General features: G+C 70.9%; 21 protein-coding genes. 9 read left to right on the forward strand and 12 right to left on the reverse strand.

Annotated features, from left to right (window positions below; translation table 11 throughout):
* The first annotated feature begins 232 nt into the window (after positions 1 to 232).
* Positions 233 to 1,636 carry a Si-specific NAD(P)(+) transhydrogenase gene (gene sthA / locus ABT254_RS41405; RefSeq protein ID WP_351482573.1) on the forward strand — a complete coding sequence of 468 codons (1,404 nt, stop codon included), beginning with the start codon at positions 233 to 235 and terminating at the stop codon, positions 1,634 to 1,636.
* 10 nt (positions 1,637 to 1,646) lie between these two features.
* Here sthA and ABT254_RS41410 read toward each other — a convergent pair whose 3' ends face one another.
* Positions 1,647 to 2,150 carry a DUF5709 domain-containing protein gene (locus ABT254_RS41410; RefSeq protein WP_351482575.1) on the reverse strand — a complete coding sequence of 168 codons (504 nt, stop codon included), beginning with the start codon at positions 2,148 to 2,150 and terminating at the stop codon, positions 1,647 to 1,649.
* Between the two features lie 347 nt (positions 2,151 to 2,497).
* On the opposite strand from ABT254_RS41410, the gene ABT254_RS41415 reads away from it, so the two are divergent.
* Complete coding sequence (locus ABT254_RS41415; RefSeq protein ID WP_351482577.1) at positions 2,498 to 3,970, forward strand: APC family permease; 1,473 nt, start codon at positions 2,498 to 2,500, stop codon at positions 3,968 to 3,970.
* 11 nt (positions 3,971 to 3,981) lie between these two features.
* Positions 3,982 to 4,941 (forward strand): hypothetical protein, encoded by a 960-nt coding sequence (locus tag ABT254_RS41420; protein WP_351482579.1) that lies wholly within the window; start codon positions 3,982 to 3,984, stop codon positions 4,939 to 4,941.
* A 21-nt stretch (positions 4,942 to 4,962) separates the two neighbouring features.
* On the opposite strand, the gene nicT is transcribed toward ABT254_RS41420, so the two are convergent.
* From nicT to ABT254_RS41445, 5 genes are all read right to left on the reverse strand, one after another.
* Positions 4,963 to 6,120 carry a Nickel transporter NicT gene (gene nicT, locus ABT254_RS41425; RefSeq protein ID WP_351482581.1) on the reverse strand — a complete coding sequence of 386 codons (1,158 nt, stop codon included), beginning with the start codon at positions 6,118 to 6,120 and terminating at the stop codon, positions 4,963 to 4,965.
* Between the two features lie 87 nt (positions 6,121 to 6,207).
* Positions 6,208 to 7,062 carry a proteasome subunit beta gene (gene prcB, locus ABT254_RS41430; RefSeq protein WP_351482583.1) on the reverse strand — a complete coding sequence of 285 codons (855 nt, stop codon included), beginning with the start codon at positions 7,060 to 7,062 and terminating at the stop codon, positions 6,208 to 6,210.
* Positions 7,063 to 7,176: 114 nt separating this feature from the next.
* Positions 7,177 to 9,513 (reverse strand): glycoside hydrolase family 65 protein, encoded by a 2,337-nt coding sequence (locus ABT254_RS41435; RefSeq protein ID WP_351482584.1) that lies wholly within the window; start codon positions 9,511 to 9,513, stop codon positions 7,177 to 7,179.
* Positions 9,510 to 10,262 (reverse strand): HAD family hydrolase, encoded by a 753-nt coding sequence (locus tag ABT254_RS41440; protein WP_351482585.1) that lies wholly within the window; start codon positions 10,260 to 10,262, stop codon positions 9,510 to 9,512. The genes ABT254_RS41435 and ABT254_RS41440 overlap by 4 nt, the downstream gene beginning before the upstream one ends.
* A gap of 54 nt (positions 10,263 to 10,316) precedes the next feature.
* Positions 10,317 to 10,712 (reverse strand): YybH family protein, encoded by a 396-nt coding sequence (locus ABT254_RS41445; protein ID WP_351482587.1) that lies wholly within the window; start codon positions 10,710 to 10,712, stop codon positions 10,317 to 10,319.
* A 104-nt stretch (positions 10,713 to 10,816) separates the two neighbouring features.
* Between ABT254_RS41445 and ABT254_RS41450 the strand changes: the two genes are divergently transcribed.
* Positions 10,817 to 11,470, forward strand: a complete 654-nt coding sequence (locus ABT254_RS41450; RefSeq protein WP_351482588.1) for a nucleoside/nucleotide kinase family protein — start codon at positions 10,817 to 10,819, stop codon at positions 11,468 to 11,470.
* On the opposite strand, the gene ABT254_RS41455 is transcribed toward ABT254_RS41450, so the two are convergent.
* From ABT254_RS41455 to ABT254_RS41480, 6 genes are all read right to left on the reverse strand, one after another.
* Positions 11,460 to 13,292, reverse strand: a complete 1,833-nt coding sequence (locus ABT254_RS41455; protein ID WP_351482590.1) for a hypothetical protein — start codon at positions 13,290 to 13,292, stop codon at positions 11,460 to 11,462. The genes ABT254_RS41450 and ABT254_RS41455 overlap by 11 nt on opposite strands.
* A 13-nt stretch (positions 13,293 to 13,305) precedes the next feature.
* Positions 13,306 to 15,012, reverse strand: coding sequence for a hypothetical protein (locus tag ABT254_RS41460; RefSeq protein ID WP_351482592.1), 1,707 nt, complete (start codon positions 15,010 to 15,012; stop codon positions 13,306 to 13,308).
* A 2-nt stretch (positions 15,013 to 15,014) separates the two neighbouring features.
* The gene (locus tag ABT254_RS41465) at positions 15,015 to 15,917 is read right to left on the reverse strand and encodes a carbohydrate ABC transporter permease (RefSeq protein ID WP_351482594.1); all 903 of its coding nucleotides are present in this window, start codon (positions 15,915 to 15,917) and stop codon (positions 15,015 to 15,017) included.
* Positions 15,914 to 16,825 carry a carbohydrate ABC transporter permease gene (locus ABT254_RS41470; RefSeq protein ID WP_351482596.1) on the reverse strand — a complete coding sequence of 304 codons (912 nt, stop codon included), beginning with the start codon at positions 16,823 to 16,825 and terminating at the stop codon, positions 15,914 to 15,916. The genes ABT254_RS41465 and ABT254_RS41470 overlap by 4 nt, the downstream gene beginning before the upstream one ends.
* Positions 16,826 to 16,945: 120 nt before the next feature.
* Positions 16,946 to 18,277 carry an extracellular solute-binding protein gene (locus tag ABT254_RS41475; protein WP_351482598.1) on the reverse strand — a complete coding sequence of 444 codons (1,332 nt, stop codon included), beginning with the start codon at positions 18,275 to 18,277 and terminating at the stop codon, positions 16,946 to 16,948.
* A gap of 281 nt (positions 18,278 to 18,558) precedes the next feature.
* Positions 18,559 to 19,704, reverse strand: coding sequence for an ROK family transcriptional regulator (locus ABT254_RS41480; RefSeq protein ID WP_351482600.1), 1,146 nt, complete (start codon positions 19,702 to 19,704; stop codon positions 18,559 to 18,561).
* Positions 19,705 to 19,922: 218 nt separating this feature from the next.
* Here ABT254_RS41480 and ABT254_RS41485 point away from each other — a divergent pair, with 218 nt between their 5' ends.
* The 5 genes from ABT254_RS41485 to ABT254_RS41505 all read left to right on the forward strand — a co-directional run bounded on the left by ABT254_RS41485 (position 19,923) and on the right by ABT254_RS41505 (position 26,729).
* Positions 19,923 to 20,822: an N-acetylglucosamine kinase gene (locus ABT254_RS41485; RefSeq protein ID WP_351482602.1), complete on the forward strand. Its 900-nt coding sequence runs from the start codon at positions 19,923 to 19,925 to the stop codon at positions 20,820 to 20,822.
* A gap of 328 nt (positions 20,823 to 21,150) precedes the next feature.
* Positions 21,151 to 23,079, forward strand: a complete 1,929-nt coding sequence (locus ABT254_RS41490; protein ID WP_351482604.1) for a phosphatase PAP2 family protein — start codon at positions 21,151 to 21,153, stop codon at positions 23,077 to 23,079.
* 42 nt (positions 23,080 to 23,121) lie between these two features.
* Complete coding sequence (locus ABT254_RS41495) at positions 23,122 to 24,867, forward strand: ArnT family glycosyltransferase (protein WP_351482606.1); 1,746 nt, start codon at positions 23,122 to 23,124, stop codon at positions 24,865 to 24,867.
* A gap of 130 nt (positions 24,868 to 24,997) precedes the next feature.
* Positions 24,998 to 25,921, forward strand: a complete 924-nt coding sequence (locus ABT254_RS41500) for a MurR/RpiR family transcriptional regulator (protein WP_351482608.1) — start codon at positions 24,998 to 25,000, stop codon at positions 25,919 to 25,921.
* 433 nt (positions 25,922 to 26,354) lie between these two features.
* A complete protein-coding gene (locus ABT254_RS41505) occupies positions 26,355 to 26,729 on the forward strand; it encodes a hypothetical protein (RefSeq protein ID WP_351482610.1) in 375 nt (124 codons plus the stop codon).
* Positions 26,730 to 26,804: the final 75 nt, after the last annotated feature.

Here is a 26,804-nt window from a genome sequence, read left to right on the forward strand (position 1 = left end):
TCGGCATTATCGCTCCACCGGGTTGTGCGGCGATGGGGTGTGCCGCGATGTGCCGTCGGTTGTCCGCGGGTTCGTCGTGGATGATCGCGCCCACGCGGCGGAGCCGCATGTCGATGCAGCCCCGCGCCCCTTACGGGGCTCGGCAACTGCCGGGTCCGCCCCGTCACTTCGTGGGCGATCGTTGCCCGTTCAGTCTTTCGAAGCGGGGCCCCGGGCTGACAGACTCCGGAGGGTGCCCGACTTCGACATGCTTGTCATCGGATCCGGCCCGGGTGGCCAGAAGGCCGCCATCGCCGCGGCCAAGCTCGGCCGCCGGGTCGCCGTCGTCGACCGCCCCGACATGGTCGGCGGGGTCTCCATCCATACCGGCACCATCCCCTCCAAGACCCTGCGTGAGGCGGTGCTGTACCTGACCGGTCTCACCCAGCGGGATCTGTACGGGCAGAGCTACCGGCTGAAGGAGGACATCACCGTCTCCGACCTGACCTCGCGCACCCAGCACGTGGTCGGCCGGGAGGTCGACGTCATCCGCAACCAGCTCTCCCGCAACCACGTCTCCCTCTTCGCCGGCACCGGCAGTTTCGTGGACCCGCACACCATCGCGCTGCGCGAGGTCACCGGCAACGAACGGCTGCTCAGTGCGGAGCACATCGTCATCGCCACCGGTACCCGGCCGGCCCGGCCCGACAGCGTCGAGTTCGACGGCCGTACGATCATGGACTCCGACAACGTGCTGGCGCTGGAACGCGTGCCGCGCTCCATGGTCATCGTGGGCGCCGGGGTCATCGGCATGGAGTACGCCTCCATGTTCGCGGCGCTCGGCAGCAAGGTGACGGTCGTCGAGAAGCGTGCCGGGATGCTCGACATGTGCGACGTCGAGGTCATCGAGTCGCTCAAGTACCACCTGCGGGACCTCGCCGTGACGTTCCGCTTCGGCGAGACCGTCGCCGCGGTGGAGCGGCATCCGCGGGGCACGCTGACCATTCTGGAGAGCGGCAAGAAGATACCGGCCGACGCCGTGATGTACTCGGCGGGCCGGCAGGGTCTGACCGACGAACTCGACCTGGACAAGGCCGGACTGTCCGCGGACAAGCGCGGGCGGATCACCGTGGACGAGCACTATCGCACCGAGGTGCCGCACATCTACGCGGTCGGTGACGTGATCGGCTTCCCGGCGCTGGCCGCGACCTCGATGGAGCAGGGGCGGGCGGCCGCCTACCATGCCTGCGGTGAGCCGGTCGGGCAGATGCACAACCTGCAGCCCATCGGCATCTACACCATCCCGGAGATCAGCTTCGTCGGCCGGACCGAGGACCAACTCACCGAGGACTGCGTGCCGTTCGAGGTCGGCATCTCCCGCTACCGCGAGCTGGCCCGCGGCCAGATCATCGGCGACTCGCACGGCATGCTGAAGCTGTTGGTCTCCCCCGAGGACCGCACCCTGCTCGGCGTGCACTGCTTCGGCACCGGTGCCACCGAGCTCATCCACATCGGCCAGTCGGTGATGGGCTGCGGCGGCACCGTCGACTACCTGGTCGACGCGGTCTTCAACTACCCGACGCTGGCGGAGTCCTACAAGGTCGCCGCCCTCGACGCCACGAACAAGCTCAGGCAGATCGACCGCATCGGCGACTGACCGGCCGGTGTCAGCGCTCCTGCTCGGCGTCGGGCAGCTGCGTCTCGTCCTCGACGACGTGGACGGCGGCCTCCTCGGCGCCGGCGGCACCGCCGTCGATGCCCACGTCGTCGGCGACCGTCTCCTTGGTCCTGTCGGGGTGGGCGCCCTCGTCCGGAGCGACCAGTCGGCCCGCGCGCTCCGTGCCGGCCTCGGGGTCGACGGGTTCGCCCTCGCCCCCGGGGAGGTCGCCGACCTCGTCACCGGCGGGCACGGCCGCGTCGGGGACCTCCTCGGCGAGCCGTTCGTCGAGGCTCTCGCCGGTGCGCTGCTCGGCGGCCGTCGTGCCGTGTTTGGTGACGCCGAGCGGCTTCTCCGGCGGAGAGTAGCCCTCGTCGAGGGTGTCGTCGTAGGTGCGTTCGTCGACGGCGTCCTGCAGGTCGAGCGGCGCCGCGTCCTCCTGCTCCTCGTTCGTGCCGGTGGGCTGGTAGGCGTCGTCGGCCATCGGTTCGGGGCTCGTGCGTTCGCTGCCCATGAGTGCCTCCCTCGCGCGCTGCGGCGGGTCGTTCTCCTTATGGTGTCCCGATCCGCGTTTCCCGTTGGGCGCCGTCCAACCACAGCAGTCCCCGGCGGCGCAGGAGGTTACCCCTTGGTCATCTTGAAAGGTCAAGGAGTAGGGCTATCATCACTCGCACACACGGTGTGACCGAACGACAACGCAGGCAGCCGTGCGCTCTCCACCACCCCTTTGTCCATTCGCTGCCCTTGATCTGCTCCGAGGCCAACCCTCGGGGATCCGGGGCGGGTTCATCACCCCCCACCTCCCCTACGCCGTCGGGGCGGGTCGCCCTCGCGTCGTGCAAGACGGAAAGCAGCGCAACCATGAGCAACAGCAGGGGCAGAGGGCTGCAGGCCAATGCCCTCGGTACGTTCGACACCGTGGTGATGGCCGTCGCGGGCAGCGCTCCGGCGTACTCGATCGCCGCGACCACAGCCGTCCTCGTGGGCGCGGTGGGCCTGGCCAGCCCGGCCGCGCTGCTGTACTGCGCGATACCCATGCTGGGCATCGCGCTGGCGTTCAGCTATCTCGGCCGTATCGACGTGAACGCGGGGGCCAGCTACTCCTGGGTGGGGCGCACCCTGCATCCCTTTCTCGGGTTCATCAGCGGCTGGGCGCTGGTCATCTCGGCGACCATATTCATGGTGGCCGGCTCGCTGCCCGCAGGGTCGATGACGCTGGCCCTGTTCGACGACGGCCTCGCCGGCAACACCGCGCTGTCGACGGTGGTCGGCGCGGCCTGGTTCATCATCATGCTGCTCGTGGTGCTCGGCGGCGCCCGGCTCACGGTCCGGGCGCAGCTCGTCATGTCCGGCGTGGAGCTGGCGATACTGGCGCTGTTCGCGGTCCTCGCCGTCTTCCACACCGGCAACGCCCGCGTGTTCGACTGGTCCTGGCTCGGCTTCTCGCACTTCGACGGCGTGTCCGGCTTCGCCTCGGGAGCACTCGTCGCCGCCTTCTACTACTGGGGCTGGGACGTCACCAGCAACCTGAGCGAGGAGACCCGCAACAGCCGCCGTACGACGGGACTCGCCGGTCTGATCGGGGTGGGGATCGTCTTCCTGCTGTTCGAGGTGTTCACCATCGCGGTGAACGTCATCCTGACCTCGAAGCAGATCGAGGCGAACGACGCGAACGTGTTGGGTGCGCTCGGTGCGGAGATCTGGCCGGGCTGGGGCGGCAAGCTGCTGATCGTGGCGGTGATGCTGTCGACCATCGCCACCCTGGAGACCACGCTCATCCAGGTCACGCGCTCGCTGTTCGCGATGGGCCGCGACCGTACGATGCCCTCCGCGCTCGGCCGGGTGCACCGCACCTGGAACACCCCGTGGGTGGCCATCACGGTGGTCGGCGCGGTGGCGCTGGCGATGTTCATCGCCTCCAACGCGCTCGGCTCGGTGGGCGAGATCCTCTCCGACGCGATCTCGGCGATCGGCCTGCAGATCGCCGTGTACTACGGCCTCGCGGGCCTCGCGGTGGTCGTGGCGTACCGCAGGATGCTGCTGAAGTCGCCCGCCAACTTCCTGCTCGGCGGGCTGTGGCCGCTGTTCGGCGCCCTGTTCATGTTCTGGATCTTCGCCGAGTCGCTGAGCTCGCTCGACACCGCGGCGATCGCGATCGGCATCGGCGGGCTCGCCGTCGGACTGGTGCCGATGTTCTGGTACTGGCGGCAGGGCAGCGACTACTACCGGCCCGCCCGCCTGGACGCCAGCCGCACCGTCGAGGCGGAGTACGTCCCCGACGAGCTATCCACCACGAACTCCCGTGTCCACGAAGGTCTCTCCACCGACTTCTGAGGCAGACCCCGATGGCGAGAGACCGATTCACTCCCGACTACGACCCCGACTGCGGGGACGCGGCCCTGACCAACGCACGTCACGACATCGTCATCGGCCGCTGGCAGGGCCTCAGGGACCTGCTGCGGGACACCGGCCCGAACTGGCTCGCGCGCGGCCACCGTGTCCGGATGCTCGCGCAGGCCTGCGCGGGCAGTTCGACCGTGGAGTCGTGGCTGGCGGCCGAGCCCCACAGCGGTGACGCGCTGGTGCTGCGGGCGGCGACGGAGACGGCCCGCGCGTTCAACCTCGCCATCGCAGCGGGCCGGGGCGTGCCGATCGACCATCAGCGCATCGACACCGCGGTGACGGCGTGTCTGCAGGCCGCGGAGGCGTACCTGGACGACCCGACGCCGTGGATCTCCCTGATCTCGGTGGCCCGGCTGTACTCCTCGGGGGTGCGCCGGCAGGAACTGTCGCGCTGGTGGGACGAGTTGCACCAGCGCGACCCGTACAGCGTGGAGGGCCACCTGCAGGTCCTGCACTACTACTCGGCACGCTGGCACGGCTCCCACGGCCTCATGTACGACTTCGCCCGCGACGCGGCCGGAGTGGCGCCCACGGGCTGCGCACTGCCGGTTCTGGTGCAGTACGCGCGAGTGGAGGAGTACCGCTACGCGCTCGACGCGGCGCAGGGCAGCCAGTCCGCGGTGGGACTCGGGCAGCACTGGAACCACGACGGCGCGGTCAGCGACGTACGCCGCACCTGGCAGCGGTGGATCATGGGCCGCACGGACAACGGCATCGCCCCCGGCGAACTGCGCGACCTCAACTACCTGACACACGCCGCCTGCAACGCACGCGTCCCGGACGTCGCCGCCACCCTGATGCGGATGCTGGGCCGCCGGGCCACACGAACCCCCTGGTCGTACACGGGAGATCCGGACCAGCAGTTCGTGAGGTGGCGCAAGGAGCTGAAGCTGCGGGGCTGAGGGCCTGACGGGACGGCGGGTCTAGTCGGCTGGCTGCTTTGCGGGCCGGGACAGGCCCTGCGTCCACTTCTCCTCGATGCGGCCCAGCTTCCACACCAGCAGCGCCACGATCCAGGTGGCGAGGAACAGGCCGACGATGGCGAAGCCCACGGCGTTGAGGTCGAGGCCGGCGATCCACTCCCAGAACGCGCCGCGCAGATGGAGCTTCTCGGCGAGCAGGCCGAGGAGTTCGACCGTGCCGATCAGCAGGGCGACGGCGACCGAGAGGCCGGTGACGGTGAGGTTGTAGTAGACCTTGCGGACCGGTTGGGAGAAGGCCCAGTCGTAGGCGAAGTTCATGAACGAGCCGTCGATGGTGTCGAGGAGCGACATGCCCGCGGCGAACAGGACGGGCAGGCACAGGATCGCGTACCAGGGAAGTCCCGAGGCGGCGCCGGAGCCGGCCAGCACGAGCAGGGCGATCTCGGTGGCGGTGTCGAAGCCGAGACCGAAGAGCAGGCCGAGCGGGTACATGTGCCAGGGCTTGGTGACCGACCCCATCACGCGGCCCAGCAGGCGGTTCATGAAGCCGCGGTTGCCCAGCTGCTCCTCCAGGGCCGCCTCGTCGAAGTCCCCGGAGCGCATCCGCCGGAACACCTTCCAGATCCCCGCCATGATCACCAGGTTGATGATCGCGATGAGGCAGAGGAAGGTCCCCGAGACGGTCGTGCCGATCAGGCCGGTGATGTCGTGGAGCCGGGAGTTGTCGTCGCGGACCGGTCCGGCCACGGCCTTGACGCCGAAGGAGAGCAGCAGCGCCAGGCCGAAGACGACGCTGGAGTGCCCGAGCGAGAACCAGAAACCGACCGACAGGGGCCGCTGCCCCTCGCCCATCAGCTTGCGGGTGGTGTTGTCGATCGCGGCGATGTGGTCCGCGTCGAAGGCGTGCCGCATGCCGAGCGTGTACGCGGTGACGCCGATGCCGACACCGAAGGACTGCTTGCCGACGCTGTAGTGCTCGGGTGCCACGATCCCGACGAGCGTGAACCAGCCGACGAGGTGCAGGGCGAGGACGAAGGCGGCCATCCCGCCGACCCTGGTCCACTCCTCCCGTGTCATCGCGGTACGGACACGGTGCCAGGCGGAGGCCTTGGCGGCGTCCGGGGCGAGAGGTGGTGCGGTGTCTGGAGCGGCGGTCACATGCGCCATCATCACGTACTTGCAACTCATGTGCAGTAAAGGGCGGGACAGCTCTTCGCCATGGAGGAGAAAAGGCGGGAGGGCGACTCAGGGAGTGGCGGTCGGCCCGTCCGGCCGGCTGCGGCGCTGCTCGACCATCTCGCGGCTCAGCGCCTCCGTCTCGGGCTCCGACAGCCGCTCGAAGCCGTCCTCGGTGATCACCGACACGATGGGGAAGATACGGCGGTTGACGTCCGGGCCGCCGGTCGCGGAGTCGTCGTCGGCCGCGTCGTAGAGCGCCTGCAGGGCGGCCAGGGCCGCCTCCCGCCGGTCCATGCCCTTGCGGAACAGCTTCTTGAGCGCGCCCCGGGCGTACGGCGATCCGGAGCCCTCGGCGTGGAAGTCCGTCTTCTCGTACAGGCCGCCGGCGACGTCGAAGCTGAAGATGCGGCCCTTCTCGCCCTCCGGGGCCGCCTCGTCGTAGCCCGTGAGGAGCGGTACGACGGCGAGTCCCTGCATGGCCTGGCCGAGGTTCTGCCGGATCATGCCGGCCAGGCGCCTCGCCTTGGCGTTGAGGGTCATCGGGATGCCCTCGATCTTCTCGAAGTGCGTCAGCTCGACCTGGTACAGCTTCACCATGTCCAGGGCGAGTCCGACGGAGCCGGCGAAGGCCACGGCGGTGTAGTCGTCCGCGGGGTGCACCTTCTCCAGGTCGCGCTGTGCGATGAGGTTGCCCATCGTGGCGCGGCGGTCGCCGGCGATCAGCACGCCGTCGCGGTAGGCGAGGGCCAGGACGGTGGTGCCGTGCGGGAACCTGCCGGGTTCGGCGCGGACACCGTCCGGGAAGGGGGGTCGGGTGGGCAGCAGTTCGGGGCGGTGGGCGGCCAGGAACTCGGTGAAGGACGCCGTTCCCGGAGTGAAGAACTCCTCCCCCAGCTGACCCCCGGTGTCGCTCGCTGTCATGCCACTCCCCCTTCTCGTCGGCCGGACATCCGACTCCTACCTGAACCGGGGTCCCGGGAAACGCCCGTCCCGCCGTCCGCCACCACCTGCCGCCCGAGCCGGACGTCTGACGTCCTAGCGCGGGCTGCGGTGCGGCGGCTGTTCCGGGGCCGGGCGGGCCGGGAGTTGCGGGATCGCGCGGACGACGGGGCCGTCGTCCCGCAGGGTCACGGGGCTGTCATGGTGGCGGATGGTCAGGGGCGGGCCGGACAGCAGGGTGTACGTGGCCTTGTCGGGGCCGACCTCCACGCGCAGGCGGCGGCCGAGGAGTTGCAGGGAGAAGGCCAGGCGGCTGAACCGCTCGGGCAGGCGCGGGGCGAAGCGCAGCGTGTCGCCGTCGCGGCGCAGTCCGCCGAATCCGGCCACCAGGGCCGTCCAGGTGCCGGCGAGGGACGCGATGTGCAACCCGTCGCGCGTGTTGTGCTGCAGGTCCGCCAGATCCATCAGCGCCGACTCGGCCGTGTAGGCGTACGCGAGGTCCAGATGGCCGGCCTGGGCGGCGATCACGGCCTGGACGCTGGCCGACAGCGAGGAGTCCCGGACGGTGAGGGGCTCGTAGTAGGCGAAGTTGCGGGCTATGTGCTCCTCGTCGAAGTGGCTGCCGCAGGTGTACATCGCGAGCACCAGGTCGGCCTGTTTGACGACCTGTTTGCGGTAGAGGTCGAAATAGGGGAAGTGCAGCATCAGCGGGTACTGGTCCGGGCGGGTGCGGGCGAAGTCCCAGCGCTGGTAGCGGGTGAAGCCGGCGTGCTGCTCGTGCACGCCGAGTTCGTGGTTGTACGGGATGTGCATCGCCTCGGCCGCGTCCCGCCAGGCCGCGCTCTCCTCGTCGTCGACACCCAGCTGCGCGGCCCGCTCCGGGTGCCGCTTGCAGGCGTCCGCGGCCTCCAGCAGGTTCGCACGCGCCATGAGGTTGGTGTACGTGTTGTCGTCGGCGACCGCGCTGTACTCGTCGGGCCCGGTGACGCCGTCGATGTGGAAGGCGCCCTCGTGGTCGTGATGGCCCAGCGAGCGCCACAGCCGGGCCGTCTCCACCAGCAGCTCGATCCCGGCGTCCCGCTCGAACTGCTCGTCCCCGCTCGCCGCCGCGTACCGCACGACGGCGTCGGCGACGGCGGCGTTCACATGGAAGGCGGCGGTGCCGGCCGGCCAGTACGCCGAGCCTTCCGAGCCCTCGATGGTGCGCCAGGGGAACGCGGCGCCGTTCAGGCCGAGCTGGGCCGCGCGTTCCCGGGCGGCGGGCAGGGTGCTGTGCCGCCAGCGCAGCGCCTCGGCCACGGCCTCGGGCGCGGTGTAGGTGAGCAGGGGCAGCACGAAGGCCTCGGTGTCCCAGAAGGCGTGGCCGTCGTAGCCGGAGCCGGTCAGCCCCTTGGCGGGGATCGCGCGCTGCTCGGCGCGGGCACCGGCCTGCAGGACGTGGAAGAGGGCGAAGCGGACGGCCTGCTGGATCTCCTCGTCGCCGTCGACCTCGACGTCGGCGCGCGCCCAGAAGTCGTCGAGATACGCGCGCTGTTCCTCCACGAGGCCCGCCCAGCCGCCGACCGCGGCGGCCGCGAGGGCCGCGTCGACCTGGTCGCTCATCGCCGGTTTGGAGCGGGTGGCGGACCAGCCGTGGGCGACGAGCTTCTCCACGCGCAGCCGCTCGCCCGGTTCGAGGACGGAGGTGACGGTCAGGCGGGCGACGTCCTCGTTGCTCTCGCTGCCGGTGCTGGTCGCGTCCGGGCCGCAGACGACGTGGTCGGCGCCCACGGCGACGCGCTGACCGGTGCGCCGGGTGCGGTGCACCAGGCGCAGCCGGGATCCCTCGGCGAAGGCCTCCTCCGCCTCCAGGGGCGACTGCAGGGCCATGGCCGCCCGTGGGTCGCCCTTGCGCTCGGGCAGTTGCTCGTTGGCGACGAGTTCCGACTGGACGACCACCCGCGTGCGCGTGCCGACGGCCTCCACCTCGTAGGCCACGGCGGCGATCGCCCGCTGGGTGAGGGAGACGAGCCGGGTCGAGCGCACGCGGACCGTCGTACCGGCCGGCGAGACCCACTCGCAGACCCGCTCCAGCACTCCCCTGCGCAGGTCGAGGGTGCGCTCGTGGGAGACGAGGCGGCCGTAGCGCAGGTCGAAGGGCTCGTCGTCGACCAGCAGGCGCAGGACCTTGCCGTTGGTGACGTTGATGACGGTCTGCCCGGACTCCGGGTAGCCGTAGCCGGCCTCCGCGTAGGGCAGCGGGTGCAGTTCGTGGACGCCGCCGAGGTAGGAGCCGGGCAGGCCGTGCGGTTCGCCCTCGTCGAGGTTGCCGCGCCAGCCGACGTGGCCGTTGGACAGCGCGAAGACGGACTCGCTCTGCGCCAGGACGTCGAGATTGAGTTCCGTCTCGCGCACGGCCCAGGGTTCGACGGTGTACGCCCGGTCGGTGATCACACCCGGCCTCCCAGTTCGGCGAGGTCCTTCACGACCACGTCCGCGCCGTGTGCGTACAGCGCGTCGGTCTGTCCCACGCGGTCGACGCCGACGACGTATCCGAAATGACCGGAGCGGCCGGCGTCCATGCCGGCGAGGGCGTCCTCGAAGACGGCCGCTCGCGACGGCTCGATCCCGAGGTCCCGGGCGGCTTCGAGGAAGGTGTCGGGGCGCGGTTTGCCGGGCAGTTTGCGTTCGGCCGCCACGACACCGTCGATGCGCACCTCGAAGAGGTCCTCGGCGTGGATCGAGCGCAGCACGTCACGGGTGTTGGCGCTGGAGGAGACGATCGCGGTGCGCAGACCATGGGCTCGTACGGCCTCGATGTAGCGCAGGGTGCCCTCGTAGGCCTCCACGCCCTGGGTGCGGATCCTCTCCAGGAGCAGGACGTTCTTGCGGTTGCCGAGCCCGTGGACGGTCGCCTTCTCGGGCGGGTCGTCGGGGGATCCCTCGGGCAGTTCGATGCCCCGGGAGGCGAGGAAGGCGCGGACGCCGTCGGCGCGCGGGCGTCCGTCGACGTACTCGTCGTAGTCGGCTACGGCGTCGAAGGGCCGGAAGCCCTCGCCGTCCCGCCCGCGCAGGAAGGCGTCGAAGGTCTCCTTCCAGGCGGCGGCGTGCACGACGGCCGTCCGGGTCACGACCCCGTCGAGGTCGAAGAGGCAGGCCTGGATGCCTTCGGGAAGGCCGAGGGGAGGACCGAGCTGCGTCATACGGGTCCGGTTCCCCGTTCGAGGACATCCAGCTTGTGGCGCACGCCACACAGGTCAGTCGTGCGGGAACGAGTGGTGCTCGTGTGCGACCAGCCAGCGGTCGCCTTCCTTGCGCAGGCCGAGCGTCAACCGCAGCCGGAGGGTGGGGCGTTCGGCCAGCTCCTCGGGTGTGCCGCAGCGCAGCAGCGCGTGGGCGTAGGCGACGTCGGTGCCGGCGGTGACGTCCAGGGACTCGATGTCGAAGCAGGCGCCCTGCGCCTGCCACTCGAAGAACGGCGGCCAGGTCGCGCGGTAGGCGGCGAGGCCGTGCAGCCCCTGGTGCGGCGGGGGGACGTCGTACATCACGATGTCCTCGGCGTGGTCGGCCAGGACGCCGTCCAGATCGCCGCGGTGGACGGCCTCGGCCCATTTCTCGATCAGTGTGCGGATCTGCGCTGCGTCGTCGGCCACGGCACCGGCTCCCTTGCTCATCACGTACGTGTCCCGTACTGAGGGACGACTCCCCGTGCCGCCGTAGTTCATCGCACCGCCACCCGGGTGACAGACTCTGCCGTGTGCCGCTGACTTTCGACGACCTCCTCACCCGTGCCCGCGCCCTCCCGCGCGGTGGGCGCCGCGCCGTCCTGGGCATCACCGGCAGCCCGGGGGCGGGCAAGTCGACCCTCGCGGAGAACCTCGTACGGGAGCTGAACGGCACCGGGGAACCCTGGGTCGCGCACGTCCCCATGGACGGCTTCCACCTCGCCGACGTCGAGCTGGAGCGGCTGGGCCGCCGGGACCGCAAGGGAGCGCCGGACACCTTCGACGCGGCCGGCTATGCGGCGCTGCTGGGCCGCCTGCGCGAGAGCGACGAGGCCGACGTGGTGTACGCGCCCGGGTTCGAGCGGGTGCTGGAGCAGCCCATCGCGGGCGCCGTCGCCGTCCCGTCCACGGCCCGGCTGGTGGTGACCGAGGGCAACTACCTGCTGCTGGAGACGGGGGCCTGGCCGCGCGTGCGCAGCCGGCTCGACGAGGTGTGGTTCTGCGAACTGGACGAGGAAGAGCGGCTCCGCAGGCTGATCGCCCGGCACGAGGAGTTCGGCAAGGGGCACGAGGAAGCGGTGGAGTGGGTGCTGCGCAGCGACCAGCGCAACGCGGAGCTGGTCGCCGCGACCCGCGACCGGGCGGACCTGGTGGTGCCGGTGGGCGAACTCGCCCTCAAGAACTGACGGCGCGCAGCGTCAGCTCCGGCTCCCCCCGCTCGTCCTCCGCGCCGATCACCGCGGTGAAGCCGGAGGTGGCGATGCGCAGCCCGTCCCCGTCCCGTTCGACCGACACCGTGAGCGGCGCCGCGGAGCCGTACCGTACGGCGAACACATGCAGGTCGTCCGGTGCGTCCGGGACCGGGCCCGCCTCCAGGGCGGTGGAGCTCACCAGGTGGCGCCAGCCGTCGTCGGGGTTGCCGTAGCCGCGCGAGTCGGCGGCGAGCGCGAACGCCGCCTGTTCCTGGGTGAGTTCCGCGCGGGCGTCGAAGTGCTCCGCGCCCTGCGCCTCCGGATGGGTCAGACGGAGGGTACCCGCCGACGCCACCGCGCCCTCGGCCGTCCGGCGCACCCGGTCCCCGTCGTCGGCCGCGTAGGGCAGGCCGGCGAGCAGATACGGCTCTCCGGGCAGGCGTTCCACGGCGACGGTCGTCCACAGGCTCGTGCCGTCGGTGACGTACAGGGAGCGCACGTGCCGCAGGACATGGTCGCGGCCCACCACCGGCTTGGTGACCAGCTTCGCCGCCAGGGCGTCGGTGCGCAGGTCCCTGACCCGGACCTCGCCCATGGGACGGCAGAACACGAATCCGTCGAGCACCGGGCCGAAGCCGTGCTGGCGGTTCACGGCCGCCGGCAGGTAGTAGGTGCCGCCCGCCTCGACGACCGACGGGGTCATACGGTCGTCGAAGGCCACCGAGACGGTGCCCGACCGCAGTTGATGGCGGGCGGGCCCGGTCGCGGGCGTGCGGTGCCAGCGCGTGGGGTCCTGGATCTGCCAGACCAGCATCCAGGCGAAGTGCCCGTCGACGCCGCCGTCGGGCCCCGCCGCGTGCCGCGCCCAGCGGCTGTCGCCCCGGTAGCGGCCCAGGTCGGAGCCGATACGGCGGCTGAAGTAGCGCAGGCCGAGGACCGATTCGAAGGCGGAGTGCTGCTCGCTGTAGCGCGGGCCGCCGTTGTCGAAGCCGCCGTTCGTCAGGCGGGCGTCGATGTAGCGGGCGAGCGCCTCGCCGTCCTCGGCGAACATCTCCGCGCCGCTGACCCGGTGGGCCTGGGCGAGGAAGGACAGGGAGATCGGGCCGTAGTTGTTGTCGTACGCCCCGCCGTGCTCGGGCGGCAGCAGCGCGCCCCGGTCGGCGATCCGGTGGTCGCGGATCTTCTCGACGTACAGCCCGATCGCACGGGCGCGGACCGATTCGCCTTCCTCCGGCGGGAGATGGCGGGCGAGCATCAGGCCGCCGACGACACAGCCGATGGCCTGGTTGCCGGCCTCCTGCGGGTTGAAGAACGTCGCCTCGGTGAGCCAGCGCCAGTATCCGCGGGCCGTCTCGAGGAGTTCGGCGCGCTGCGCCTCCTCGACGAGACCGTCGGCCACGTCGAGGAGGTTCACCGCCTGGAGCAGCGCCCACACCGTGCTCGGCCAGTCGCCGATGGGATGCGCACCGGCCGCGAGGGTGTAACGGGCGTACGGCAGACCGGAGTTGCGGACCTTGAGGTTCGGGTAGCCGGGGTTGTCGTCGGTGTACACCCGCTCGCGCAGATGGAAGGCGAGGCTGCGGCGGACCGCCTCGGGCAGTCGGTCGTCCTTGGTGCGCTGCCAGGCGAAGGCGAGCAGTGAGGTGATGCCGAGGGAGGTGTCGCCGATGTCGTCGTCGCAGTCGGGGTGTTCGAGGTTGCCCTCGGGGGTGAGGCGGGCGAGGGCCTGCTCGGTGACGTCGGCGAGCACGGCGTCGTATGCCTCGGGGGTGTCCGGCAGGTCGTGCAGCGGGCCGAGCTGGCGTGGGAGGTGCAAGGAGATCAGCCCTTCATGCCTGAGAGGTGGCGCGCAGTGTGAGGGTCAGTGTCTGCGGCCCGTGCCCACCGAGGTAGACGCGGTTCCCGGTCGTCGCGTCGGTGCCGCCGACCACGGTGTAGTCCTGCCCGGGGTCGTAGCGCAGTACGTCGCTGCTGTCCGGTCCGGCGAGCGGTTCGCCCGTCTCGACGGCTGCCTCGACCCGGATCTCGTCGTCGCCGACGCGGTAGGTCAACGGCTCGGTCGTCAGGCACCAGCGTCCGTCGCCGAGCGGCACGGCGCCGTGCGGCTCGCCGCCGGGCCGGAAGGTCAGTTCGAGGGCCCAGGGCACCGATGGGCCGCTGATGTCGATGCGCAGGTCGGCCCCGTCGTCCCGCAGGTCGACCTCGACCCGGGTGGTGTGGGAGACCTCGTCCTGGGGGCGGTCGGGGAAGGCCATCGCCGCGGAGAAGCGGCCCTCGTCCACCAGGCGGTAGGCGCCGTCGTCGCGCCTGTGGTCCTTCGGGAGCGGCTGGTAGTAGGCGGTGGTGAGGGTCTGGGTGAGCCGGTACCGGTTGTCGGCGAGCCGTTCCATGTCGGCGGCGCGGAACGGGCCCAGGTCGAAGAACACCCGCGAGAGGCGGACCGCGTCGAGGACGGCGGCACCGGCGAACAGGCGCAGGAAGGTGGGGTTGCAGGCGAGGCCCGAGCGGATGCGCCGGTGTTCGGGCACGTCGGAGCCGCCGTACACCACGGTGTGCGCGGTGGCCGAGGCGTGGACGGCGAGGCGTGCGGTGGGGAGGTACCGGTCGCGCGGGAGCTGCTCCGCGTCCGGGGCCGGCAGGGCGCGGCACAGATCCGGGGTGAGGAGGGTCTGGGCGAGCAGGTCGGGGTCGTTGATGCCGTCGGCGGCCGCCAGGCGGGCCGCGCGGGCGAAGTCGCCCCGGCCGGTGCGGATCGCGAGCAGCCGGTAGTGCGGCAGGTAGGGCCACAGCGCGAACGATTGCCTCTGGTCCTGGCGGCGCGAGTGGACGGTCTCCACCGTGCCGTCCGGCCTGATCAGGTCCAGGGTCGCGGTGAGGTTGCGTTCGACGGCGTCCAGCAGGTCGCCGCGCCCGAGCACCTCGGCCAGCAACAGCAGCGACGGGTTGGTGACGATGGACGCGTAGACGGCGCTGCGTTCCGAGTACAGGCCGTCCGCGTCGATGTCGACGCCCTCGGCGAGCCACTCCTCGACACGGGCGAGCAGCCGGTCGTCCGGGAACGACCGGTGCAGCCGGGCCAGCGCCGCGGACAGCTCCCAGCGGTGGTTCGGGGTGTGCACCCCGCCGGTCAGGAGAGGGCCGGTGGCGGCGCCGGCGATCTCGGCGAGCGCCGCCGTGACCTCGTCCAGTTCCGGCCCCGCGCCCGCGGCGAGGACGTGCGCGTCGCACACGTCGTTGACGGTGAACGCGGAGTCCGGCGGCGACTGCACGTTGTCGCCGCCCGCGAAGAGGCCGGAAGCCGTCTGCAGGGACCGCAGGGTACGGAGGTGGGTCAGCGCGGCGGCGACGGCCCGCTCGCTGCCGTGCAGGGCCGACTCCGGCGAGCGGTACGCCGCGACCAGGGTCTTCACCCGCCGGGCCAGGGCGCGGTGCGGCCCGATGAATTCCGCCGACGGGTCGGCCGCGAGCAGGGCGGCCGATCCGTCGGCGGCGAGCGCCGCCGCGCGGACGAACTCGTGGTCGAGCGGGGTGGGCAAGGTCAGTCCTTCAGTCCGGCATTGATGTCGGCGCCCATGACGTAGCGCTGGAAGACCAGGAAGATCACGATCAGCGGGATCATGGAGATGACCGAGGCGCCGAGCAGGACCGACCAGTTGATGTTCTGCGCGCCGACGATGCTCTGGATACCGATCTGCACGGTGAACTTGTTGGGGTCGTTGAGCATCAGCAGCGGCCAGATGTAGTCGTTCCACCGCCACTGGAAGGACAGGATGGCGAGGGTCAGCATGATCGGCCGGGACAGCGGCACCATGATCCGCAGGAAGATCGACAGTTCTCGGGCACCGTCGATGCGGGCGGCTTCCACGAGTTCGTCGGGGACCGTCAGGAAGAACTGGCGGAACATGAAACATCCGGTCGCGGTGAGCACGGCCGGGAGGATGATGCCGGCGAACGAGTTGTACAGCCCGAGGTTGCGGACCACCAGGAACTCGGGGGCGAGCATGACCTCGCCCGGCAGCATCGTGGTGGCCAGGATGCAGAGGAAGAACGCCTTCAGCCACCGGTTGTCGTACTTGGCCAGCGCGTACCCGGTGCAGCAGCTGACACCCACCGTGAGGATCGTCGTGATCACGCACACGATGGCCGTGTTGATGAAGTACTGGGAGAAGTTGGCGCTGTCCCACGCCGCCTTGAATCCCGACAGGGTGGGGTTGTGCGGGACCAGCGTCAGCGGATAGGAGAACAGGTCGCTGGCCGGCTTGAAGGCACTGAGGATGAACCACAGCACCGGGAACCCGTAGAGGAACGCCAGGATCCACAGCAGGGTCGTCGCGGGCACCGCCCGCCGGATCCCACCGCGGGCCGCACTGCGGGGGCTTTTGTTGGGAACGGGCTGTTTGGCGTCGGCGTCGAGCGGGCGTGGCATGTCTGTGGTAGTCATCGGTTCTCCACCCGCCGGTTGACGATCAGCTGGATGATCGCGACGGCCATCAGGATGATCATGAGCACGAAGGACGCGGCGCTCGCGTAGCCGATCTGGCCCCGCTTGAAGCCGGTTTCGTAGATGTACTGGACGAGCAGGTTGTTCGACGATCCAGGTCCGCCGTTGTTGAGGGCGACGAACACCGGGTATTCCTTCATCGCGTTGATCGTGTTGAGCAGGATGACGATGAACGAGGTGGGCGCGATGCTCGGCAGTGTGATGCTGATGAACTGGCGCCACGGACCGGCGCCGTCGAGCGAGGCCGCCTCGTAGTACGACACCGGTACGTTCTTGATCGCCGCGATGAACAGCAGCATCGTGAAGCCGGTCCACATCCAGGACGCCGCCATGACCACGACGAGCAGTGACAGGTCCGCGTTCGACTGCCACGGAACGGCGCCGCCGCCGAGCTTCTCGATGACGTAGTTGACCAGTCCGAAGTTCTCACCGAACATCCACCGCCACAGGACACCCACGACGATGGGCGACAGCAGCCACGGGATGAAGAAGATGACGCGGGCGAGCGACGAACCCTTGGCGTGCTTGCTCACCACCAGGTTGGCGGCGGCCAGTGACACCGCGAAGTTCAGCGGGACGAACAGGACGGTGTAGAGCACGGTCCTTGTCAGCGCGTCGTAGAACGTGGAGTCCCCGAACAGGTTGTGGTAGTTGTCCAGTCCGACCCACTGGAACGCCCCCACGCCGGTGTAGTTCGTGAAGGAGTAGACAAGCCCGATCACCGCAGGCCAGACGAAGAACAGCGCGAAGAGCACGACATTGGCCGCGATGAGGACGAGCGGCGCAACGGTGTACTTGCTGCGTTTCCTGGGCGGGCTCGCGGACACGGCCGGGGAGTGGGTGGTCATCTTCCTGACTCCGTGCTGGTGGAAGGGATTGCGGGTGGGCTCACGCCATGAGCCCGTGATCAGGGGGCGCGTACAGGGCCGGGCGGCGGTGTCTCAACCCCCGCCGCCCGGCCCCGCGGCCTAGGAAACGCCGCCGACCTGCTGGTTGTAGCCGTCCACGATGTTCTGCAGGGCCTTGTCGGCCGACTGCTGGCCGTTGATCGCCTTGCCGAGCTCCGTCTTGGTCGGGTCCTCGGTGAGGCTCTTGCCCTTCAGCACCCACTCCGTCTGCGCGTTGTTGAAGTAGCCGGAGATCGGGTCGTAGAGCGGGATCTCCTCGTTGTAGAGCTTGAACGCCGCCTGCGCCGCCTCGGACTTGAAGGGGTAGGCGGGGTTCAGGCCGCTCTCGACCGGCAGGAAGCCGGACGTCTCGCACAGCACCTTGTAGTGGGCCGGCTCGTACAGCCAGGACAGGAACTTCGTCGCGGCCTTCGCGGCGTCGCCGTTGTTGTTGAAGCCGACCACCATGCCGCCGGCGTTGACGTCACTGGCCTGCACCGGCTGGGCCGGGGTCGGGACGCTCGCCCACTCGAACTTCTTGATGCTGTCGGCGAAGGCGGGCACCTGCCACACGCCGGACCAGTAGGCGACGACGTCGCCGCTCTGGAACATGGCGGACGGGTCGGCGCCGCTGGTCCACACCGACTTCGGCATGGTCTTGTCGTCGTTCCAGCCGACGAAGGTGTTCACGGCCTTCTTGGTCGCCGCGTCCACCGAGAACTTGCCGGAGTCGTCGGCGTGGACGTACTTGCCGCCCAGCTCGTACACCATGGCGCGCAGTCGCGACGGCGACTGGTCGAACGTCAGGGAGTACTTGGCGTGGGTCTTCTCGCGGACCTTGTTCGCCGCCTTGATGAACTCGTCCCAGGTCCAGGTCTTGGCGGGCGAGGTCGGGTAGTCGACGCCGGCCTTCTCGAACAGCGACTTGTTGATGTACATGCCGGACGCGGTGACGTCCGAGGGGATGGACAGAACCTTCCCGGACGAGTCCTTCGCGAGGAAGTTCGGGTTGATGTTGTTGCTCTTCTTGTCGGCGATGGACTTGAGATCGATCAGCTTGTTCGACCAGATCGGGTCCAGCGCCGGCACGGCCGCCACGTCGGGCAGAGCATTCGCCTGCGCGGAGTTGTGCAGCTTCGTCGTGTAGCCGTCGTAGGGGATGTTGACGAGCTTGACGGCGACGCCGGCTTCCTTCTTGTACTGCGCCACCAGCTTCTTCCAGCCCGCGTCCTGCCCCGGAACCGTGGAGATCCAGAAGGTCAGCGACTTGGAGTTACCACCCGAGCCGGACCCCGACCCGCCACAGGCGGTGAGCAGGAGAGCACCTGCCGTGGCCACGGCAGCGAGGGGAACCACACGGCGTATGCCGCCGCGGCCGAGTCGGCGGGAGCGCCGCACACCCACACTGGTCATTTTCTTCCCTTTTCGTCGTACTGGACGGAGCACGGCGCCAGCCGAGGCGGCACGGGTGCATTTTGCAGGAAATTTCGAATTTCGCTTTCCGGGGCACGGCCTCGCCCGGCCGTGTCGCCTGGAGCGGGTGGCGTCCCCGGCCATGAGGGCCGTCGTCGCACAAGCACGCCCTCGTGCGACTGCCGTACTTCGTGTACGGGCGGGAGGCTCACCCGGAGTCGGCGTTCCCGGCCGACTTAGAAAGCGCTTGTCCGGACATTGGCAGATCGAGTCGGAAGCCGTCAATCCTTCGCCCCCGCGGCCTCGGTCACGGTTTGGACTCCTCGCGAAACCGCGAGCCGGGCGGCACCCACGACCGTGCCGAGATCGCCGACCGTGCTGCTGACGACTTCGGTGGGCCAGCTCAGCCGGGCGAGTTCCGCCCGCACACCGGGCAGTACCTGCGGGTCCGCGCCGGTGCTGCCTCCCAGGACGATCAGCCCCGGGTCCAGTACGGCGGTCACGGCGGCGGCAAGGCGACCGACGTCGGTGGCATGCCGGGCGACCACGGCGCGGGCCGCAGCCCTGCCCTGGCCGGCCAGGGCGAAGAGCTGCTCGGCGGTGTGCGGGCAGGGCCCGTCCTCCTCCTGCCAGGCCTTTGCCGCCCGCCGCAGCAGCGAGCGGGCGCCGATGTACTCCTCCAGGGCCTCGTGCCGCGGCTCGCGGCCGTCGTCCCAGGGATAGGGCAGCCGGGCCAGCTCACCCGCGGCGCCGTTGGCACCGCGCAGGACCTGGCCGCCGACCACGATGCCGAGACCGATACCGACGCCGATCCGCAGATAGCCGAAGGTGTGCCGGCCGCGCGCGGCGCCCTCGTGCAGTTCGGCGAGCGCGGCGCAGTTGACGTTGTTCTCGAGGTGGACGGGAACGCCCGGCGGCAGGGCGACGGCCATGGCGTCGAAGACCGGGCCGGCCTTGGCCGTGGCGGGGCGCATACGTGCGCCCTCCTTCTCCCGCGCCGTGACATCGCCGACGGCGACGACGACGGTGCGCAGCGGGGCGCCGGCCGGAAGCGCGAGGAGTGCCTCCCGGACCACGTCGGCGGCCTCCTCCCGGGTGCCGGTGGCCTGGGCGAGCAGGGTGCCGTCCAGGGCGCAGCCGCGCACCCGGGTCAGGGCGGGGCCGAGGTCGACGGCGAGCACGGCACCGGCGGCCGGCCCGAGACCGTAGACGGCGGCGGAACGGCCCGTGCCGCCGGAGGCGGTGCCGGAGTGGGCCGCCAGCCGTGCGCTCTCCAGCTCCGCGACGGCGGAGGACACGGTGGGTTTGGACAGGCCCGCCAGGCTCGCGAGCTGCGGCCGGGTCGCGCTGCCCGCCTCGGCGAGCACGGCGAACACCGCGCTTGCGCTCTCGGTCAGACGGGGGGCTTCCGCCGCGTCGTGTATCACAGTTCTCCCACGGGTCACGGGCCGCTCAGTGGTCGGGTGCGCGATGCCTCTTGACGCACTGTACTTCGTTAGTTAACTTCCTAACGAACTTCACGGTACTCGCCTGCCGTGTCCGCCAGAAGTCCGTCCCGGGGCTTCCCTAGTTCACCAACTCCCGTAATTTCAGGCACGGTTCGCCCGACCGTCGCGCCCAGTGCAACGACGAAAAAAGAGGTTCCGTGCAGGACTTCACGCCCCTCGTGGTCGGCATCGACGTGGGTGGCACCAAGACACACCTGCGTGCCTACGCCGATACGGAGCTTGTCGCCGATCATGTCCGGACGAGCAGCGGCTGGCGGCCGCACGAGCCCGTGGCCGCCGCCGGCTGGCTGGCCGCGCTGGCCGCCGACGCGCTGCCCACGGGCGCACGCCCGGCGGCCGTCGCCGTGGGCGGCCACGCCTGTGAGACCCCGCGCCAGTGCGCCCGGATACGCACCGGCCTGCAACAGCACTTCGACGCGCCCGCGCTGGTCGTGGGCGACGCCGAGCTGCTCGTGCCGGCCGCGGGACTGGACAAGGGGGTCGGCCTGGTCGCCGGCACCGGTTCCGTCGCGGTCGGCCGCTTCTCCGACGGGACCTCCGTCCAGGTCGGCGGTTGGGGTGCGGTCCTCGGCGACGAGGGCGGCGCGGCCGGTCTCGTCCGCGAGGCCGCGCGGGCCGCATGGGCGGCGCACGACCGCGGGGAGGAGCCCGACGAACTCGCCCGGGGCCTGCTCGCGTCCTTCGGCGTCTTTGAAGTACCGGCGCTCGGCGCCGCGTTGGAGGGGGCCACGGACATCTCCGCCGAGTGGGGCCGGCACGCGCCGGTCGTGTTCGCGGCCGCCGAAGCGGGCTCGCCGCTCGCCCGAGCCGTGATCACCGAGGCCGGCCGTTCGCTGGCCGCGCTGGTGGAGCGGCTCGCCGCGCGCGGGGTCGTGGTGGACGACGTGGTGGTCGCGGGCAGCACCGTCCTCTCCCAGGCACCTCTGTACGGCGCGTTCGCGACGGCGCTCGCGAGGTCGGTGCCGGGAGCACGTCCGCAGCCGCTGCGGGAGCCACCCGTGGAAGGTGCCGTGACACTGGCGCGTTCGCTCTTGTGAGCAGGACGCCGCCAGGCGCCGCGCCGAAGCGCCACGACCGGCCTTCGATCGGCTGCGGCGCCGTCGTGGCTGATCGCGCCCGGCGGCGCAGGCGCTGATGTCACAGCCCCGCGCCCATTGAAGGGCCTTGCCGGCCCGCTTAGTTCACCTGCACGACACGTCACGGCCGCCGGGCAACCGCCGACGGGACAGGACCCGGCCGTAGATCTTCGCTCAAAGCTTCACGGGACGCACCGGATTCGCACATCCCATGCGTCCCGCGGGACATCTCTGATCGCACGATCTCCTCCCCGGCCGCAGGGCCGCAGAACTGAAGAGAGGCACACGCATGCCGTCACCTGCCGGGCACCGCTCCTCCTCGAAGGCCGGTCGACTCACCGTCAACAGGCGGGGGTTCCTCAAGACCTCGCTGGGCGCCTCGGCCGGTGTGCTGGCCGCGCCCACCTTCGTGACGTGGCTGGGTGCCGCCGACGCCAAGGCCGCCACGGCTCCCGCGGCGTTCGTCGACGACTACAGGACCAACCTCCCGACGAACCTCACGCCCGAGACCAACGCGGTCGTCCGCGTGCTCGGCGGCTTCGCCCAGATATGGAAGACCGGCGGCGCCTGGAACACCGGCACGCCCCTGCGGCCCGAGATACTGCGCGCCAACATGAGCTACTGCGCCCGCATCACCGCCGCGCGCACGGACGCGCAGGCGAAGGAGGCGTTCCTCTACGACCGCCAGCACCAGAGCTACGCGATGATCGCGGGCCTGGGGCCGCTGGCCGACCTGTACAAGGCGGGCGCCAAGGCCGTCACGTCGATCACCAGCGCCCCCGACGGCACCCCGCCCACCAAGATCGACGACGCCGTACCCGCGGACGCCCCGGCCGGCTCCGCGCTCGGCGCCGGCTCGCACGACTCGGCGCTCGGCAAGGTCGCCGAACTGGTCGACACGCTGCGGGGCAACTGGGCCTCGGGCAACCCGTCCAAGTACGCCTACCAGTACCCGCGTCCCTGGCGCATGAACGAGGACAGCGAGGTCGTCGACACCGGGGCGAAGGACGCGCTCGGCTACCCCGTGTACGACTCCGAGGTGGTCGTCGCGCCCCAGCTGCTGCGTCAGCGCAACATGTCCCCGACGGACGACGGCGGCTTCCCCAGCGGCCACACCAACGCCTTCCACCTGGCGGGCCTGGCCTATGCGTACGCCGTGCCGGAGCGTTTCCAGGAGCTGGTGACGCGGGCCTTCGAGCTGAGCCACACCCGGATCATGGCGGGCATGCACTCCACGGTCGACGTCATGGGCGGCCGCATCATGGCCACGGCCCTCGCCGCCGCCACCCTCGCCGACCCGGCGAACGCCGCCCTCAAGGCCGCGGCCCGCGCCCAGGCCCTCGCCTACTTCGAGGCGCAGACCGGCACCACGGCCGACACCCTGTACGCCTACGCGCACTCGGACCCCGCCGACCCGTACGCGGACCGGGACGCCAACGCCCGTGCGGTCGGGCCCCGGCTGACGTACGTGCTGACCCGCCACGGCCGCAACGAACCGCTCACCGTCCCGAAGGGCGCGGAGGTGCTGCTGGAGACGCGGCTGCCGTACCTGGACGCGGACCAGCGGCGCGAGGTGCTGCGCACGACCGCGCTGCCCTCCGGATATGTGCTGCTGGACGGCTTCGAGCAGTGGGGACGGCTGAACCTGTTCGCCGCGGCCGACGGTTACGGCACCTTCGACTGCGACGTGACCGTCACGCTCGACGCGGCGGCGGGCGGCTTCGGCGCGGCCGACAGCTGGCGCAACGACATCTGCGGCGAGGGCGGCCTGACCAAGCGGGGCAGCGGGACGCTCACCCTGACCGGCCACAACAAGTACACCGGCGGCACCGTCGTGAAGGACGGCGTGCTGGTCGCCGCCTCGTCCCACGCGCTGGGCCACGGCGAGGTCCGGGTGTCTGGCGGCACGCTGCGGCTGCGGCGGCCCGTGCAGGTGCACGGGGTGTACGCGCAGGAGTCGGGCGCGCTGGAGCTGACACTGCGCTCGGGTCACGAGCCCGCCCTCGAGGTCACCCGCCGGGCCGTGCTGGGCACGGGGAGCGTCCTGACGCTGCACCTGGACGCCGACAAGCCGCCGGCCGCGGGCAGCACGGTGCGCGTTCTCTCCGCCCCGGGGCTGCGCGGCCAGTTCGACCGCATCGAGCTGAACTCCGACCGGCTGCGGGCCGTACCCGTCTACACGACGGAAGGTCTGTCGGTACGACTCCTGAAGCGGTAACGCCCGGGAGGCGGGAGCTGATGCGACAGTAGGGCCCATGGGATGGGTCCGGATCGCTCCCGCCCCCTCGCGGTCCGTGTCACCGCGGGGCGGATGATGGCGCACGAACAGCACTCGGTCCTCGAGCCGGGCACACACGACGACGAGGAACACCCGCCGCCGCGGGCCACGGCCCCCGAGCGGTCGCCCCGGCCGCGCCGGCGGTGGCTGCTGCCGCTCCTCGTCGTCGTGCTGCTGGCCCAGATGGCCGCGGCGATGGTCACCACCGCCGTGCAGCAGACCCCGACGATCGACGAACCCATCTACGTCGCCACGGCCGCCGACTATCTGCACGAGCACCGGGTCCGTCTCAACCCCGAGCATCCGCCGCTCGGCAAGCTGGTCATCGCCGCCGGGGTGGCGATCGCCGCTCCGCACGTCGACACCTCGTACCAAGGCGATCAGGGGCAGTTCGGACGGCATCTGCTGTACGAGTCCGGCAATGATCCGTGGCGGCTGATGTTCTGGGCCCGCCTCCCGATGATCGTGCTGACGCTGCTCTTCGGGCTCGTCGTGTTCACCTTCGCCCGTGAGCTCGCGGGGCCCGCCGCCGGATTGGCGGCGCTCGCCCTGTACGCCTTCTCCCCCGACCTCATCGCCCACGGTTCGCTGGCCACGCTCGACGTCCCCGCGGCCGGGTTCGTGCTGACCTCGGCCTGGCTGCTGTGGCGGGCCCGCCGGAGGCCCCGGCTGTATGTGCCACTGGCCGGAGTGGCCCTCGGCGCGGGCCTGGCGACCAAGATGAGCGTGCTCCCGGCGGTTCCGGTGCTGCTGGCGCTGGCCGCCTGGTCGCTGTGGCAGGCGCGGTCCCGGGACCGGCGCACGGCAGCGGGGCGAGCGGCTCTCGGCGCGGGCGTCGTGGCGGTGGCCGCCGTCGCCGTCGTATGGGTGTCGTATCTGGTGGTGGATCCGCGGCTGCGGTGGACACCGGAGCAGCCCGTGCCCGCGGTGCACGGGCTGAAGGGGCTGCTCGTGCGGCTGCTGCCGTTCCCGGCGTCCTACCGGGACGGGATGCGCATCCAGTTCGGTCTGGAGAACTACCCGTGGCAGGGCTTCCTGTTCGGGCATCTGTACACCGGCTCCCGCTGGTACTACCTGCCGGCCGCGCTGCTGGTGAAGACACCGCTCGGCATGCTCGCCCTGTGGGTGGCCGGGGCGGCGGTGCTGGTGGCCATGCGGCGGCTGCGGCCCGCGGCGCCGTACGTCCTGGTGCCCGCCGGGGTCCTGCTGGCCGCGGCCATGACCGGGTCGCGGGACTTCGGGACGCGCTACGCGATTTTCGTGCCGATGTTCCTGGCGGTGGCCGCGGGCTGTGTGCTCGCCGTGCGGTGGCGCTGGGCGCCGCTCGTGACGGGAGCGCTGGTGCTGTTCGTCGCCGTCAGTTCGCTGCTGACGTATCCGTCCTACCTGCCGTACTCCAACGAGGCATTCGGCGGTCCCGCCAGGACCCATCTGCGGCTGCACGACTCCAACGTGGACTGGGGCCAGGACCTGGGCCGGCTCGCCGACCGGCTGCACGAGCGGTACCGGGGCGAGCGGATCTGGCTGGTGTACAAGGGCAGCGGGGTGCCCTCGTACTACGGCATCGACGCGTCCGATCCGCGCACGGTACCCGCGCGTCAGGTGCGCGGGCTGCTGGTCGTGTCGGACTCGGCGGTGGCCAAGGCGCGGGGCCGGCTGGCCGCGCTGATCCGCAGCAGTCGTCCGGTCGACGACGTCGGGCACTCGATCACGATCTATCGCCGGTGACAGGTGGCGACCGGTGTCGGCGGGCCGTCCGAGGATCCGTCCGGCGGCGCCGGATGCCCCCTACAAGCCCTGGTCGCGACGGTGTCGTGGGCTATGTTGAAGCACTGTGGGAGACAAAGGAGGCGCACCGGTGTCATCGCCGCAGCAGGCACGCGCACAGGCATCCGCGATCACCTCGGGCAAGACGGCTCCGGAAGCCGAGGCCGCCCCGGCCTCCCAGCTCAGGACCCTGTTCGACCGGCCCCGGCTCTCCCCCGGCCAGCGGCGCATCGCCCAGTACCTCATCGAGCACATCACCGAAGCGGCCTTCCTGTCGATCACCGACCTCGCCGAACGCGCCGGCGTGAGCCAGCCCTCGGTGACGCGGTTCGCCGCGGCGGTCGGCTTCAGCGGCTATCCCGCGCTGCGCGAGAAACTCCAGTCGATCGCCCTCGGCACCCTGGCCGGGGGGCCCGCCGCGACCGAGGAGAACGGCAGCAACGAGCTGCAGGCGGCGGTCGACGCCGAGATCGAGAACCTGGAGAACCTGCGGCGCGACTTCGCCGACCCCGACCAGCTCATCGAACTCGGCCGCAAGCTGTCGGCATCGACGCCCTTGACCGTGCTCGGCCTGCGCATCTCGGTCTCGCTCGCCGAGTACTTCGCCTACGCCGCACGCCGTATCCACCCCGACGTGCGGCTGGTGACGCGGGGCGGCAGCGTCGCCTACGACGCGCTCTTGCAGTCGCGTGAGGCGGGCGGCACCTGGGTGCTGGCCTTCTCGATGCCCCGGCACGCCCAGGAGACCCTCACCGCCGTACGGGTCGCGCGCAGCGCAGGGCTGAAGGTCGCCCTGGTCACCGACCTGGCGCTGGGGCTCGTCGCCGACGAGGCGGATGTCGTCTTCGCCACCGGCACCGGCTCCCGGCTGGTCTTCGACTCCTACGCGGCGCCCGGCGTGATTGCCGCCGCGCTGCTGCAGGCCATGACCGACGCCGACCCGGAGCGCACCCAGGCGCGGCTCGAGGAGTACGAGCAGATCTCCGACCAGCACCAGTTCTTCCTGCGCGACTGATCCGGCGTTCGCGGCCCTTCCGGCACCCCCCGACCGCGTTACAGCGGAATTACAAAGGGACCTTTCACAACAGACTGGGCATGAATGTTTTCATGCGTCTTGCAAACCGGACGGCATATATAAATACTTCTCACGGATCGCGCACCGGCCACCTCCGGGACACGTTCCGCACCCCCGTCCCCACCCGCATCGCCCGGAGAAAGCCGACGGTCCGCCCATGCGCCTGCAGCATCCGCCGCGCCGGCACCGTCTGCTCCTCTCCCGGGCTCCTGCACGGACACCCGAAGCCGCCGTCTCCTACCCGCGTCGGCGCCCAGGGTGTTCGGTCGGGCCTCGCCTCCGCGAGCGCCCTTGGCGGCCCCGGTCATCCCCTAGACCGGGGCCGCCCGCCCACGTCGGACCACCCCCACACGACGCCGCACACCCGGAAGCGATGATCATGCAACTGACGACCACGCGCATCAGCCCGGACTGGCCGTGCCAGGTCAAGACGCCCGGCTCCTACGACTGGGAGCGCTCGGCGGCCAAGTGGCTGCGCGAACTGGTGCCGGCCCGCTACGGCAGCTACCCGGCCCTGATCCGCCACCCCGTGCTGCTGGCCCGCCATGCGCAGATCCAGGTGCAGCACGAGATCCGGGTCGCACGCACCGCGCTGCAGACCGCCCGCGCCGATCTGCCCGCGCTCGGCCTGCCCGAGTCGGTCATCGAGCACACGATCAAGCTGTACGCGGCGGAGGTCATGCAGCTCCAGCACATCGCGCGCAGCGTCCGCGCGGTCTCCCGGGCCCTGATCGACTCCGGACGCTGACCGCGACGGCCGGGCCCGCACGGCATGATTCGCGCCACGCGTGGCACACGTGGTGAACATGAGCACCACCCAGTT

It is taken from the genome of Streptomyces sp. NPDC001137 (genome assembly GCF_040298885.1).
Classification (GTDB): Bacteria; Actinomycetota; Actinomycetes; order Streptomycetales; family Streptomycetaceae; genus Streptomyces.